The organism is Sphingobium sp. D43FB (assembly GCF_002312805.1).
Classification (GTDB): domain Bacteria; phylum Pseudomonadota; class Alphaproteobacteria; order Sphingomonadales; family Sphingomonadaceae; genus Sphingobium.
Map to the genome: position 1 here is coordinate 354,139 of NZ_NMUA01000001.1, position 12,562 is coordinate 366,700.

The window sequence follows — 12,562 nt, forward strand, 5'->3', positions numbered from 1 at the left end:
ATGCAATATGCCCTTGTTTTTGCGAAAATCTTGTCCGTCATCTGCGCCGAAATGGTGCCAAAGGGTGGCGACTTTTCCCCAGCGATGCTAGGACGGGGCAAGGCAGAACCAGATATGATACTCGCTCCCCCACGGCCCGGCATCTATGTCAGGGGCACCGAAACCGTCGATCAGATCCTTAAGGCCGCGCTCGACGTGCTGATCGATGAAGGAGCCGACGCCTTCACCCTGCGCCGCATCGCCGCGCGGTGCGACATGAAGGTCGGCAATGTCAGCTATCATTTTCCGCGCAAGGAAATGCTGATCCAGGTGATGCTCGATGAACTGGTCGAGTCTTATGGCAGCGTGCTGGATCAGACGGTGCGCAAGCCGGGGCTGACCGCCGAAGAGCGGCTGAGACGGATCATCCTCCTATGTCTTGACGACATCCAGACCAAGCGCACGACCCATTTGTTCACGGAATTATGGGCGCTCGCCAATCATAGCGATTTCGTCGCGGATCGCGTCCGTGCCTTTTACCAGCGCGTCCATGATGCGATCGGCGAATATGTCGCGCAGCTCAATCCCGCCTTGTCCCCCGACGACGTGCATAGCGTGGCCCTGTTCATCAGCGCGTCGATGGAAGGATCGACGCCGTTCCTGGGCCATGGCAAGCCCTGGGCACACAAGATGCCGGCATTTACCGCGCTTGCCGCTACGTCATTCATCCACCTGGCCAAGACGGTGACCGCGCGCGATATTGCCGGGTTGGTCAGCGAAACGGCGTGATTTTGGTACTGCGCGCGCTTTGTTGCGGTGCAGAAATAAATTCGCGAACGCCCCCGTTAAGCGCTTGACCGATCCCGGACATCTGTCCAGACTTCATGCCAGCGCTGGGGGGGCGTGGACAGCGTGAGTCCGCAGGCCCGCCCGCCGCATCAAGGGGGATCAGGCCAGATGTCGAGGACCGCCACCAAGGCAATATTCGCTGCCGCCGCGCTAGGCTGGACGCTGTTCGCGACCGCCGCATGGGCTGCTCCCGCCGCCGAGACCGACGCCGTGCCGGAAGCGGAAACATCCGACGTGATGACCATCCCGCCGCCCAAGCCGACTTGGTTCTTCGTCGATGGCGGATGGGACATGGCGGGCACCAGCATCTTCGACGGCGAAACCGGCAAGATGAAGGGCATGGTCGAAACCCGCCGCCTCGCCGACTTCGCGATCGATCCTGCAGGCAAATTTTATTATGTCTCCGAAACCATCTGGTCGAAGGGCGATCGCGGCACGCGGCAGGACATGGTGTCGGTCTATGACAGCCAGACGCTCAACCTCGTCACCGAAATCCCCCTGCCCGGCCGCATCCTGATCGGTTCGCGCAAGAATAATTTCATCATCAGCGACGATGGCAAGACCGCCTATATCTATGATTTCAGCCCCGCCTCCGGGGTCAATGTCGTTGACCTGGCGAAGCGCAAATTCGTGACCGCGATCGAACTGCCGGGTTGTGCCAGCCTGATGCCCAATCCGGGCGTCGGCTTTTCTGCGCTCTGTTCGGACGGGTCGCTGGCCACCGTGGCGATCAAGGGGAGCAAGGCGGACATCACGCATAGCGCGCCTTTCTTCTCCGCCACCGACGATCCGATCTTCGACAATTTCACCTATGACAAGCGCAAGCAGGAAACGACCTTCCTCACCTATACCGGCCAGATCTTCCAAGCGAAGCTGGGCGCGACCCCGACCATTGCCGCGCCCTTTTCGATCCAGGCGGCAGCGGGCATTCGCCCCGGCGAAACCAAGCCGCTGGAATTGAACTGGTATCCGGGCGGTCGGCAACCAATGGCGTTGCATCGACCATCGGGCCATCTGTTCGTGCTGATGCATATGGGCGAATATTGGACGCACAAGGCATCGGGGACCGAAGTGTGGGAGGTCGATCTGGCCACCCAGAAGGTCGTCAAGCGCCGCGCGCTCAAGGAACCGATGAACAATATCGAGGTGTCGCAAACCGACAAACCGCTGCTGTTCATGAATGGCGAGGAGGCCAGCGCCATCGTCATCGACCTCGCCACCGGCGAGGAAAAGCATAAGATCGAGCGGGCCGGTGGCAGCACCATCACCGTCGCGGACCCGTCCTGACCATGGAACTGGGCCTTGCGATCATCGGCCTTGCGGCATCGATCGGCATTGGCCTGATCCTGCTGCTGTCGGGCGCTGAAAAGCTTCGGCATCGCGCGCTGCTGCCCGGCGTGATCGCCAATTACCGGCTGCTGCCCCCGGCTTTGGTCGCGCCTGCCGCACTGCTGCTGCCGGTGGCGGAACTGCTGATCGGTGGCGCGTTGGTGGCGTGGCTTGCGCCGCTGCCAGTCGTCTTGGCGATAGGGCTGCTGCTTATGTTCGCGCTGGCCATGGCGATCAACATCGCGCGGGGTCGCAGCCATATCGATTGCGGATGTGGCCGGTCGCAACTGCGGCATCGGATCGGCTTGCCGCTGGTCGGGCGCAACATGATCCTGGCGCTGCTGCTCGTGCCGCGCCTGTGGCCCGTGCCGCCCCTGTCCGCCATCGACATGGGCACCGCCATTGCGGGCGGTCTCGCCATCGCGCTCGCCTATCCGCTCTATACCGCCATCGCGGCTTTGATCGCGTCGCCCGCCGCCTACCGGAGATAAGCATCCATGCTGACATCGCTCATCATCTCGCAAATCCTCTCCTGGGTCGTCATCCTGGGGCTTGGCGTCGCGCTGCTCGCCCTCGCGCGTCAAGTGGGCGTGTTGCATATCCGCGTCGCGCCAGCGGGCGCGCTGACCACCAGCGGCGGCCCGGCGGTGGGCGACGCCACGATCAAGGTCGACGCGCGCTCCATAGACGGCGCGCCGGTCACGGTCGGCGGTCATGCCCATGGCGTGCCTTTGCGGCTGCTGATGTTCGTGTCGGCCCAGTGCCCGCTTTGCAAGGCCATCATTCCCATGGCCAAATCCTTTGCCCGCGACGAGCGCGTCGCGCTGACCTTCGTCGGCGATGACGATGTCGCCGCGCAGCGCGCCATGATCGCGCAGCATGGGCTGGAACCCTATATGTTCGTCAACGGTCCCGACGTGGGCCAGGCGTTCGGCGTCGCCAAGCTGCCCTTTGCGGTGCTGCTCGATGCCGAGGGCATGATCCTGTCCAAGGGGCTGGTAAACAGCCGCGAGCATCTCGAAAGCCTGGTCGTCGCCCATGAAATGGGGATCAAGACCGTGCAGGATTATATCGGATCGTTGAAGGCACAGGCGGCCTGAACGGCCAAAGGGGGGCAGTGACATGAAGAGGTTCAACGCCGACGCCATGGGCGAAAAACTGCTGCGGCGGCTCGCCGGGGGCAGCTCGCGCCGCTCCATGCTCTCGCGCCTGGGCGCGGCGCTGGTGGCTGCGCCCGTTTTCCCGCTGCTACCGGTCAGCCGCGCGGAAGCGGCCAAGCCCGATCGATCGCCCGAAGCGAAAACCGGCTTTGCCCGCAATGCCCAGACCAAGGATGATACCAAGTGCGACTATTGGCGCTACTGCGCCATCGATGGCGCGCTCTGCACCTGTTGCGGCGGTGGGCTGCATAGTTGCCCGCCCGGTGCCGAGCCGTCGCCCGTGTCCTGGGTCGGCACCTGCATCAACCCGGACGATGGCAAGGCCTATCTGATCGCCTATCGCGACTGTTGCGGCAAACCCGCCTGCGGCCAGTGCGGATGCGACAATACCGACCGCGAAACCCAGCTCTACATGCCCCAGCTCAACAATGACGTCATCTGGTGCTTTGGCACCAGCAGCATGGAATATCATTGTTCGACCGCGGTGATGGTGGGCGCGGCCAGCTGAGGGCAAGGGTTTGCGCAGGCTTTTGACGGGATCGCTGCTCCTGCTCGGCGTAGTCGGCATCGGCCGCGCCGCGTTGCCGCCGATGGGGCCGCTGCCCGACGCGATCAGCGACCCGGAACTTGCGCGCTCCGACTATGCCGAACATTGCGGCGGCTGCCATGGCATTCAGGGGAGCGCGGCCCCGGCGCAACTGCCCGAACTGCGCGGCCGGGTCGGCTGGTTCCTCTGCACGCCGCAATCGCGCGCCTATCTCATCCGCCTGCCCAACATCGCGCACAGCCGGATCAGCGATAACCAGCAATTGGCCGACCTGGTCAATTTCATGGTGTTTGGCCTCGGCGGTCCCAGCGTGCCGGCCGGTGCCAAGCCGTTCACGGCCGACGAGGTTGCGCACGAGCGGAAATTCGCCCTCTCCTCCGCCTCGCTCAAGGCCGAACGCGCCCGCTATGTGGAAGTCGCGATCAAGCAATGCGGCGCGCCCAGCGCCATGCGCCTGCTCTACCCCGGCCAGAAACCCTAAGACGCTCTCTAATAGCATCGCGCAATAAGGCTGACTCATGCGCGTCGTTCCCCGGCACAGGCCGGGGTCCAGTTCTGACCGCGGGACTGGACCCCGGCCTTCGCCGGGGAACGACAAGCTATAGGTTCCCGTCTATGCACCTTGGCATAAAATGATGCCGCCGGATCGCTGATCCGGCGGCATTATCATGCGGTGACGCTAACCGTCAGAATTTCTGCCCGAAGCGAATCCCGAAAAATTGCGGCTTGATCGTGAAGGTCCGCGCCGAGCCGGAACAGAAGTCGATCGAGCAGAAAGTGTTTTTCGTCAATTCGCCCCGCTTATCGAAGGCATTTTGCAGGAACAGCGTCAGGCTCCAGCTATCCTTCTTGATGCCACCGGAAAAATCGAAGCTGACAAAGCCCTTAGTATTGCCGAGCAGCGCATTGCTGGCGACGTTCAGATCCTGCGTCGCGCCGGTCTGATAGAGCGCTGCGCCCTGAATATAGGCGGCATAATCGCCCATATAGGTGTCGTAACGGATCGACGTCGTGCCCTTGAATTTGGGCTGGCGCGGCAGCCGGGTGCCATCGGCAGCGGCGACCTGGGGCGTGGGAGGGTCAGAGTCGGGCACGAATTCGCCCAACGTGCATGTCGACAATTGGGATATGCTCGATGTGTCGCGATCCAGCGCAAAGTTGCAGAAATTGCCCTTCAGCTTGCCGTCATTATACGCGCCGGAGGTCGAGAGCGTCACATTGCCGAGTTTCAAATCGGCATCATATTCGATGCCCTTCACCACGGCCTTGCCCGCATTGCCGGTCATGCCCGCGCCCTGCGCGCCGGATACGACAACGCCATATTGGATATTATTCCATTTTTCATAATAGACGGCGGCGTTGAAGCGGAAGATGTTGTTCCACGTCGTCTTGACGCCCAGCTCGAAATTGGTGAGCGTTTCGGACTTGAACGGGGCCACATCCACCGGGCCGAAATTGCGGATGCGCAGGGGTCGGTTGAAGCCGCCGGGGCGGAAACCGGTCGAGTAATTGGCATAGACCATCTTGTCGGGCTGGAACTGCCAGTCGAGCGCGATCTTGTGCGTCTCGCCATCCTCCTTGTAGCGCCCGGTCTGATCGGCTGCGCGGAAATTGGTATTGAGACATTGCAGGCGCTCGGCCGGAAGCGGCGTGGGGCAACCCATCTCGCCGGTCGGAACATAGACCGACGTAATGGTATTGGCCGCCGATCCCGCCACGCCCGCAAAGCCCTTCACCGCATAATCGGTCCAGAAATAGCGGATGCCGCCGGTGATCTTGAGCGTCGGGGTGATGTTGTAATGCCCCTCCGCAAAGATCGCGGTGTCATGGTAGAGCTGGTTCTGCTCGGTGATGTAGAAGCCGTCGCCCTTCACCGCCTGCGTCCCCAATATCATCGTGCCAAGCGGGTTGCCGTTGGCATTGATGACGTTGCTGGTATCGAAGAAGGGATTGCCGTCTTCGTCATAATCTATCCCATACATGCCTGGCACGCCGATCAGCCCGCCCGGCACATCGCCGCCACCGGTCTGGGTATAGCCCGTGATCGTATCCAGCCCGCGAATGGCATAATAGGTGTTCGTCTCGTTCTTCTGCCGCTGGTAGAAGGCACCGAACGTCACGTCGAAAGGCCATTCCTTGGGCGTCGAAATCCGCAATTCCTGCGTGAACTTGTTGCGATGCGTATCCGCATGATAATATTGCGTCGGGTCGATCAGCGAACATTGCTGTGCCGCGCCCGATCCGGTGCAATTGTCGAAAAACTGCAGATAGCTTTCATAGCCTGCGCCGAACCCGTCATAGGTGACGGTATAATAAGTATAATCGTTGAGCGTCCGGGTCCGGCGTTTGAAATAGCCGGTCGCCGATACGACGTCCCAGTCGCCGATATGGCCATGGATGCTCAGCGCTGCCTGATACCAGCGATCATCGTTGCGGGTCTTGTCATAATCATGGACTTCCAGATCGCCGACGCGCGGGTCGAAACCGAAATAGCCATTAGCGACCTGCTTTTGCGCCGTGATTTCCGGGGTAATCGCCCAGCCATCGACGGGCTCCCACAGCAATTGCAGGCGGCCGCCAAATTCCTTGATCGTGTTATAATCATCCTTGGCGATGTCGCTATTGTCGAGATTGAAGAAGGTCGCCGGGTTATTGTCGCCCAGCGTATAGACCGCCGGCGCGCCATTATTGAGCAGGCCGTTATTAGGTATATTATCGATATAGCCGCCATCGCGCCGATAATAGCCTATGGCGCGCACCGCCATCGTGTCGCTCAGCGGCACGTTGATATAGGATTCGAGCTGCCCGCCAAAATCGCCCTTGCCATATTTATTGGCCTCGACGTCATAGCCGAATTCGAACTTGTCGAGCTTAGGCTTGTTGGTGATCAGGCGGATCGTGCCCGCGAGCGACCCCGCGCCATAGAGCGTGCCCTGCGGCCCCGCCAGCGCCTCGACCCGCTCCAGGTCATAGGCATGAATGTCGGGAACTTCGGTGCCGGTGATTGGAATATCGTCCAGATAATAGCCGACCGATGCATAAGCGCCGCCCGCAGGCACGATGCCGCGGAAAAAGGCGGTATTGCGGCCTGGCCCAATGCCTTCGAACGAGACGGAGGGCAGCAGCGCGGCGAAATCGCTCAAGCCTTTCACCTGGCGCTCCGCCAGCGTCTCGGCACCCAGCGCCAGCATGGAGATCGGCACTTTCTGGATGCTCTGCGCGCTGCGCGTCGCGGTCACGACGATTTCGCTAAGGCCCGATGATGGATCGGCGGCGGCGGCCTCTGCCGGTGCTTCGGTCTGGGCAAAGGCTGGCGCCGCGAGCGCCAATTGCGTCAGGCATGTCGTAGCGCCCAGCGCGCACAAATTACGCACTCGTCGCGAGCCAAATCTGATGGCCATGGATAGTCCCCCCTTATACGCGTTGCGTCATGGCCTCTCCCGTTGCAGTGCCCGGCGACCGGGTCTTAACCTTGCAAATCATGACATGCGCCTGCCTTCACCGCGCCGAAGACACGCAAAACCCCCTGCCCGAAAGACGCATCTTTCGGGGTCGCGGCCGAATAACGACCACGCCGAACATGATATTTTTATGAGACAGTTCGCTCACGCAGCAATTCGAACGACTGTCCTAAATTGGATACTGCCACTCAGACGGGCGCTGTCAAGCGGGTGAAAACGCATTTTTTGAACTTTTATGACGCGCCCACTCGACGGCACGCTGCAATCGGCATAGCCTTTTGTGCAATCGCACAATTTTCGGGGTGCTATGGGAAACGCGTCTGCCGCTGCCGCAACAGGCACCATCGAATCTGCACTGGCGCAGATTGCCGGTCTGGTCGAAACGCGCCCCGATCTCGCGGTGACGCAGGCGCAAGCCCTCCTCGCCCGAACCGGTGGCCTGCCGCAGGCGGAACTGCTCGCCTGCCAGGCGTTGCGGCATCTGGGCCGACCCGAAGACGCCCTGCCCCGCCTTGCCGCTCTTGGCCGCATATATCCGCGCATCCCCGCCATCGGGTGGGAATTGGCCCAGGCCGCCGAAGCAGCAGGCGATACCGCCCAAGCCATCGCCGCACTGGAAGCGCTGACCCGCCAGCAGCCCTCAGTCGCGGGCGGCTGGTTCCTGCTCGCCCGGCTGTTGCGCATGGTAGGCCGCGAAACGGAGGCCTGGCGTGCCGACCTGTCGGGCATCCACGCCTCGTCGCGCGACCGCGACCTGCTGGAAGCCGCGATCGCGATGAACGAAGCCCGGTTGGACGATGCCGAAGCGATCCTTGTCACGCGGATCGACCGCCTGCCCGATGACGCCGCCGCCAGCCGCCTGCTGGGCGAAGTCTGCTGGCGGCGCGGCGACATGAGCCGGGCGCTGGCGCTGGTCGAGCGCGCCGTCGGGCTGGCCCCCGGCTTCGATCTGGCGCGCGATTTCCTGATCCGGCTGCTGCTCCAGAACAACCGCCTGCCCGACGCGCTGGCCCATGCCGAGATATTGGAGAGGTCGCCGCTCAAAAATCCCGGCTACGCGCTGATCAAGGCATCGGTGCTGGTGCGGCTGGGCGATCAGGATGGCGCGCGGGCCATTTACGAACGCCTACTCGCGGATCAGCCCGACCAGCCACAGGTCTGGCAGAATCTCGGCCACGCCTTGAAGACGCTCGGCAAACAGGCCGATGCCGTCCACGCCTATCGCCAGGCAGTTCGCTATCGCCCGACCATGGGCGAAGCCTGGTGGAGCCTCGCCAACCTCAAGACCGTCAGGTTCGACGCGCAGGACATTGCGGCGATGGAGCAGGCGCTTGCGTCGCTGGAGCCGGAGGCGGCGGACGGACAGGAGGATATTTTCCACCTCCATTTCTCGCTCGGCAAGGCGTTCGAGGATGCGGCCGATTATGCCGCCGCCTTCCGCCATTATGATGCGGGCAATCGCCTGCGCCGGACGATGGTGCGCCATGATGCCGACGAATTTTCCGCCGAAGTGCGCGCCGTCGCCACCACCTTCACCGCGCCTTTCATCGCCGCGCGGGGTGCTGGCGGTTGCCCCGCACCCGACCCGATCTTCATCGTCGGCCTGCCCCGCTCCGGCTCCACCCTGATCGAGCAGATCCTTTCCTGCCACAACCAGGTCGAAGGCACGATGGAACTGCCCGACATGATGGTGATCGCCAGCCGCCTGCAATCGCGCGTGGATGACAGCGAATTTCCTGATTTCGCCTCTATGGTCGCCGCGCTCACCCCCGCCGACCGGCTACGCCTGGGCGAGGAATATATCGAGGGCACGCGCGTCCATCGCCACAGTGCCAAGCCGCATTTCATCGACAAGATGCCCAATAATTGGCAGCATGTCGGCCTGATCCAATTGATCCTGCCCAACGCGAAAATCATCGACGCGCGTCGCCATCCGATGGGCTGCTGTCTGTCAGGCTGGAAGCAGCATTTCGCGCGCGGCCAGGCCTTCACCTATGATCTGACCGACATCGGCCGCTATTATCGCGACTATGTGGCGCTGATGACCGCTTATGACGCAGCCGCACCGGGGCGCGTCCATCGGCTGATCTACGAACAGATGGTCGCCGACATGCCGGGCGAGGTCGATCGGCTGCTGACCTATCTCAGCCTGCCGTTCGAAGCGCCATGCCTGGACTTCTGGCGCAGCGACCGCGCGGTGCGCACCGCCAGTTCCGAACAGGTGCGCCAGCCCATCTATGCCGATGGCGTCGATCATTGGCGGCGCTTCGAACCCTGGCTTGGCCCCTTGGCCGATGCGCTGGGGCCGCTGGTCACGACCTATCGCGATCCACCGCCGCTATAGTATCCGCGCGAAGCCCGCGACGCCCTGAGCCGTCATGCCTTTATCCGCCACCGACGGCAGTGGGGGGAGCAGCCTCTCGGCCGTGCCATCGCCCGCGAATATCGCCTCGATCGTGCGGACGCACAGCGCCACGCCATCGTCGGCAAGCATGTACCAGACCTGCTTGGCCTCCTTGCGGTTCTGCACCAGGTCGGCGCGGCGCAGTTCGGCCAGTTGCTGGCTGAGCGCGGGCTGGCCGATGCCGGTGATCTCGGCGATCTCGCCGACATTGCGTTCGCCGCGCAGCAGGCAGGACAGGATCATCAACCGCTGCGGCTGGGCGAAGACCTTGATCTTTTCAGCGGCCAACGCCGCGGCATCGCGATCGACATAGAGCGCGCTCATGTGGATGCCTCGAACCGGCAGAACCAGTCGGGTGCCGCATCGCTCCCGTCGGCGGCGGGCAGCAATAGCGGCTGACCGTCCGTCCAGCCTTCGGGCGTCAGGTGGCTTGCGCCATCGACCCGCTGCAGCGCGCGCAACAGGCGCAGCATCTCGTCCACCGAGCGACCGACATTATGCGGATAGCAGGTCGTTGCGCGGATGACCCCCTGCGGATCGATGAAGAAGGTAGAGCGCATGGCCACGCTGTCGACGGCGGCGTCATCAATCATGCCATAGGCGCGGCCTACCGCCATGCTCGGGTCTTCGATGATGGGAAAGTCGATTCCCACGTCGAACAGATCGCGCAACGCACGAACCCAGGCGATATGGGCGTAGAGGCTGTCCACCGACAGGCCCACCAGCCTGCAATCGAGCGCGTCGAAATCCGCCTGCCGCCGCGCCAGCGCGGCGAATTCGGTGCTGCATACCGGCGTGAAATCGGCGGGGTGCGAAAAGAAGATCACCCATTGGCCACGCAACGCCGAGAGTTGAAAATCGCCCTTGGTCGATCGGGCGCGGAAATCGGGGGCCATGTCGCCGATCCGCACCGGCCGCCGTCCATCTGTCATCACTTCGCTCATGCTGCCGTCCTGCAATTCTGGCTATCCCAAGGCAACCCCTTGACGACCTCTATCTAGACATATACATTATTCATGTAAATATGAAACTAAAGGAGAGTCGCATGTCCGACCCCGCACTGACCAGAGCCCAGACGCAGATCCTCGCCGCTCGCGAAGGCGTGCCCGTGATCAAGGCCTTTTTCGATCCGCCGACCTTCACCGTGACCTATGTCGTGCATGATGCGCAGACGCGCCGCGCCGCCGTGATCGACAGCGTGATGACCTATGACCCCGCCTCCGGCCGCACGAATGTCGCGTCCGCCGATCCGGTGATCGCCTATGTCGAGGCCGAAGGACTGACCGTCGATTGGCATCTGGAAACCCATGCCCATGCCGACCATCTCTCGGCCGCCCCCTATCTCCAGCAGAAGCTGGGCGGGAAGATCGCGATCGGCGCGCATATCTGCGAAGTGCAGCATATGTTCGGCAAGCTGTTCAACGTCGGCGCGGAATTTCCGCGCGACGGATCGGACTTCGACCATCTGTGGGCCGATGGCGACAGTTTCGCGATCGGCACCCTGTCGGTCACGGTGCTGCATGTGCCGGGCCACACCCCGGCCTGCGTTGCCTATGTGATCGGCGATGCGGTGTTCGTGGGCGATACCATGTTCATGCCCGATTATGGCACCGCCCGCGCCGACTTCCCCGGCGGCGACGCCCGCACCTTGTTCCGCTCGATGCGCCGATTGCTGGAACTGCCGCCCGAAACCCGGCTCTTCCTGTGCCACGACTATCTGCCCGAAGGCCGCGACCATTATGTCTGGGAAACGACCGTGGCGGACCAGCGCCGGGCCAATATCCACGCCCATGACGGCATAACCGAAGACGAATTCGTCGCGATGCGTGAAGCGCGCGACCGCACGCTGGACATGCCGCGCCTCATCCTGCCCTCGGTGCAGGTCAATATGCGCGCGGGCCACCTGCCGGTCGCCGAGGATAATGGCGTTGCCTATCTCAAGATCCCGGTGAACCAGCTATGATCCCCGGCTTTCCCGATGCGCAGCCGGTGGCGGGAATCATCGGCGGGCTGATGATCGGCGTGGCGGCGGCGATCATGCTGCTCGGCCTCGGCCGGATCGCGGGCGTCAGCGGGCTTGCGGCGCGGGCCGTTGGCTTCACGCAGGGCGGCGCACCGCGCAGCGTCGCCATCGCCTTCATCCTTGGCCTGCCATTGGGTGCGCTGGTCGTGGCGCTGCTGTCAGGCGGCGTCCCGGCCAGCTACCCCGCGCCCGGCCTGCTGATCTTTGCCGGCCTGATCGTCGGGTATGGCACGCGGCTCGGATCAGGCTGCACCAGCGGCCATGGCGTATGCGGCGTATCGCGCCTGTCGCGCCGCTCGCTCACCGCCACCGCTTTGTTCATGGGCAGCGGCTTTGCCACCGTGGCGATCCTCCGTTTGGCGGGGCTTTTGTGATGCGGATCATCCTTGCGCTACTGTCCGGTTCGCTGTTCGGCGCAGGCCTTGTTCTGTCGGGCATGGCCGATCCGATGCGGGTGCGCGCCTTTCTCGACCTGTTGGGACCATGGGATCCGACGCTGGCCTTCGTCATGGGCGGCGCGATGATCCCGATGGCGCTCGCCTGGATGGTGCAGAAGCGGATCGAGCGCCCCATCGCCGATCAGCAGTTCAACCTGCCCGAAACACGCGGGATCGACGGGAAGCTCGCGCTCGGCGCGATCCTGTTCGGCATCGGCTGGGGCATAGGCGGCCTATGCCCCGGCCCCGCCCTCGCCAGCCTGGCGCTCGCCCCGGCGGCGGTCGCTCCGTTCGTGCTGGCCATGCTGGGCGGCATGGCGCTGCACCGCGTCACGTCAAGACCATAACCGGCACGCCGGACCAAGGAGGATCA

The 12,562-nt window shown here is 63.1% G+C and carries 13 protein-coding genes; 10 read left to right on the forward strand and 3 right to left on the reverse strand.

The window, feature by feature from the left end:
• Positions 1-114: 114 nt before the first annotated feature.
• The 6 genes from SxD43FB_RS01590 to SxD43FB_RS01615 all read left to right on the forward strand — a co-directional run bounded on the left by SxD43FB_RS01590 (position 115) and on the right by SxD43FB_RS01615 (position 4,345).
• Positions 115-768 carry a TetR/AcrR family transcriptional regulator gene (locus SxD43FB_RS01590; RefSeq protein WP_069067073.1) on the forward strand — a complete coding sequence of 218 codons (654 nt, stop codon included), beginning with the start codon at positions 115-117 and terminating at the stop codon, positions 766-768.
• A gap of 168 nt (positions 769-936) precedes the next feature.
• Positions 937-2,115 carry an amine dehydrogenase large subunit gene (locus SxD43FB_RS01595; RefSeq protein ID WP_176482645.1) on the forward strand — a complete coding sequence of 393 codons (1,179 nt, stop codon included), beginning with the start codon at positions 937-939 and terminating at the stop codon, positions 2,113-2,115.
• 2 nt (positions 2,116-2,117) lie between these two features.
• Positions 2,118-2,648 (forward strand): MauE/DoxX family redox-associated membrane protein, encoded by a 531-nt coding sequence (locus SxD43FB_RS01600; RefSeq protein WP_096060694.1) that lies wholly within the window; start codon positions 2,118-2,120, stop codon positions 2,646-2,648.
• A gap of 6 nt (positions 2,649-2,654) precedes the next feature.
• On the forward strand, positions 2,655-3,257 hold the full coding sequence (locus SxD43FB_RS01605; RefSeq protein WP_096060695.1) for a methylamine utilization protein MauD: 603 nt from the start codon (positions 2,655-2,657) through the stop codon (positions 3,255-3,257).
• Between the two features lie 22 nt (positions 3,258-3,279).
• Positions 3,280-3,825, forward strand: a complete 546-nt coding sequence (gene mauA, locus SxD43FB_RS01610; RefSeq protein ID WP_069066561.1) for a methylamine dehydrogenase (amicyanin) small subunit — start codon at positions 3,280-3,282, stop codon at positions 3,823-3,825.
• Between the two features lie 10 nt (positions 3,826-3,835).
• Complete coding sequence (locus tag SxD43FB_RS01615) at positions 3,836-4,345, forward strand: cytochrome C (protein WP_096060696.1); 510 nt, start codon at positions 3,836-3,838, stop codon at positions 4,343-4,345.
• Positions 4,346-4,550: 205 nt separating this feature from the next.
• Here SxD43FB_RS01615 and SxD43FB_RS01620 read toward each other — a convergent pair whose 3' ends face one another.
• A complete protein-coding gene (locus SxD43FB_RS01620) occupies positions 4,551-7,265 on the reverse strand; it encodes a TonB-dependent receptor (protein ID WP_255245568.1) in 2,715 nt (904 codons plus the stop codon).
• A 367-nt stretch (positions 7,266-7,632) separates the two neighbouring features.
• Between SxD43FB_RS01620 and SxD43FB_RS01625 the strand changes: the two genes are divergently transcribed.
• A complete protein-coding gene (locus SxD43FB_RS01625) occupies positions 7,633-9,669 on the forward strand; it encodes a tetratricopeptide repeat-containing sulfotransferase family protein (RefSeq protein WP_096060697.1) in 2,037 nt (678 codons plus the stop codon).
• Here the strand turns inward: SxD43FB_RS01625 and SxD43FB_RS01630 are convergent.
• Positions 9,664-10,053, reverse strand: a complete 390-nt coding sequence (locus SxD43FB_RS01630; RefSeq protein ID WP_096060698.1) for a metalloregulator ArsR/SmtB family transcription factor — start codon at positions 10,051-10,053, stop codon at positions 9,664-9,666. The two genes, SxD43FB_RS01625 and SxD43FB_RS01630, sit on opposite strands and share 6 nt — an antisense overlap.
• A complete protein-coding gene (locus tag SxD43FB_RS01635) occupies positions 10,050-10,673 on the reverse strand; it encodes a peroxiredoxin (RefSeq protein ID WP_096060699.1) in 624 nt (207 codons plus the stop codon). The genes SxD43FB_RS01630 and SxD43FB_RS01635 overlap by 4 nt, the downstream gene beginning before the upstream one ends.
• Before the next feature lie 101 nt (positions 10,674-10,774).
• Between SxD43FB_RS01635 and SxD43FB_RS01640 the strand changes: the two genes are divergently transcribed.
• From SxD43FB_RS01640 to SxD43FB_RS01650, 3 genes are read left to right on the forward strand one after another with little or no spacing between them, the layout of a single operon-like run.
• Entirely contained in the window at positions 10,775-11,692 is a 918-nt protein-coding gene (locus SxD43FB_RS01640) for an MBL fold metallo-hydrolase (protein WP_096060700.1), read from the forward strand.
• A complete protein-coding gene (locus SxD43FB_RS01645; protein ID WP_096060701.1) occupies positions 11,689-12,126 on the forward strand; it encodes a YeeE/YedE thiosulfate transporter family protein in 438 nt (145 codons plus the stop codon). The genes SxD43FB_RS01640 and SxD43FB_RS01645 overlap by 4 nt, the downstream gene beginning before the upstream one ends.
• Positions 12,126-12,536: a DUF6691 family protein gene (locus SxD43FB_RS01650; protein WP_176482646.1), complete on the forward strand. Its 411-nt coding sequence runs from the start codon at positions 12,126-12,128 to the stop codon at positions 12,534-12,536. Before SxD43FB_RS01645 ends, SxD43FB_RS01650 begins: the two co-directional genes overlap by 1 nt.
• The last annotated feature ends 26 nt before the right edge of the window (positions 12,537-12,562 follow it).